Annotated in this window: 1 protein-coding gene; it reads left to right on the top strand. The window is 51.4% G+C overall.

Going from position 1 to position 461, the window contains the following annotated elements:
• Positions 1-461, top strand: a 461-nt coding sequence (locus tag KNP76_RS15670; protein ID WP_214845051.1) for a DDE-type integrase/transposase/recombinase, incomplete at both ends; no start/stop codon positions are given.

Here is a 461-nt window from a genome sequence, read left to right on the forward strand (position 1 = left end):
GCGTTCCACTTCAAGAAGCGCAAGAAGGGTGCTAGGCAGATCAAGATGGTGCTGTCTGGTCATTTCGGTGTGACGATGAACCTGAAGTGCATCCGACGTATCATGCGGAAATACAACATCGTGTGTCCAATCCGTAAGGCGAAACCATACAAACGGCTCATTAAGGCGACCGCCGAGCACCGGGTGGTGCCGAACCACCTCAAACGCGAGTTCAAACAGGGCACGCCCTATAAGGTGCTTCTCACCGATATCACCTACATATTTTACGGGAACGGTAAGCGGGCCTATCTTTCGACCATCGTGGATGGTTCGACCAATGAGGTATTGGCGCATCAACTCTCTGAGAACATCAATCTCGACATTGTATTGGACACGTTGAAGCGTTTACGGAAGAACCGGAGGATTCGCTTGGACAAGGACGCATTCATCCATTCAGATCAAGGAGGGCACTACACGAGCCC

It is taken from the genome of Exiguobacterium sp. s150 (assembly GCF_018618435.1).
GTDB lineage: Bacteria > Bacillota > Bacilli > Exiguobacteriales > Exiguobacteriaceae > Exiguobacterium > Exiguobacterium alkaliphilum.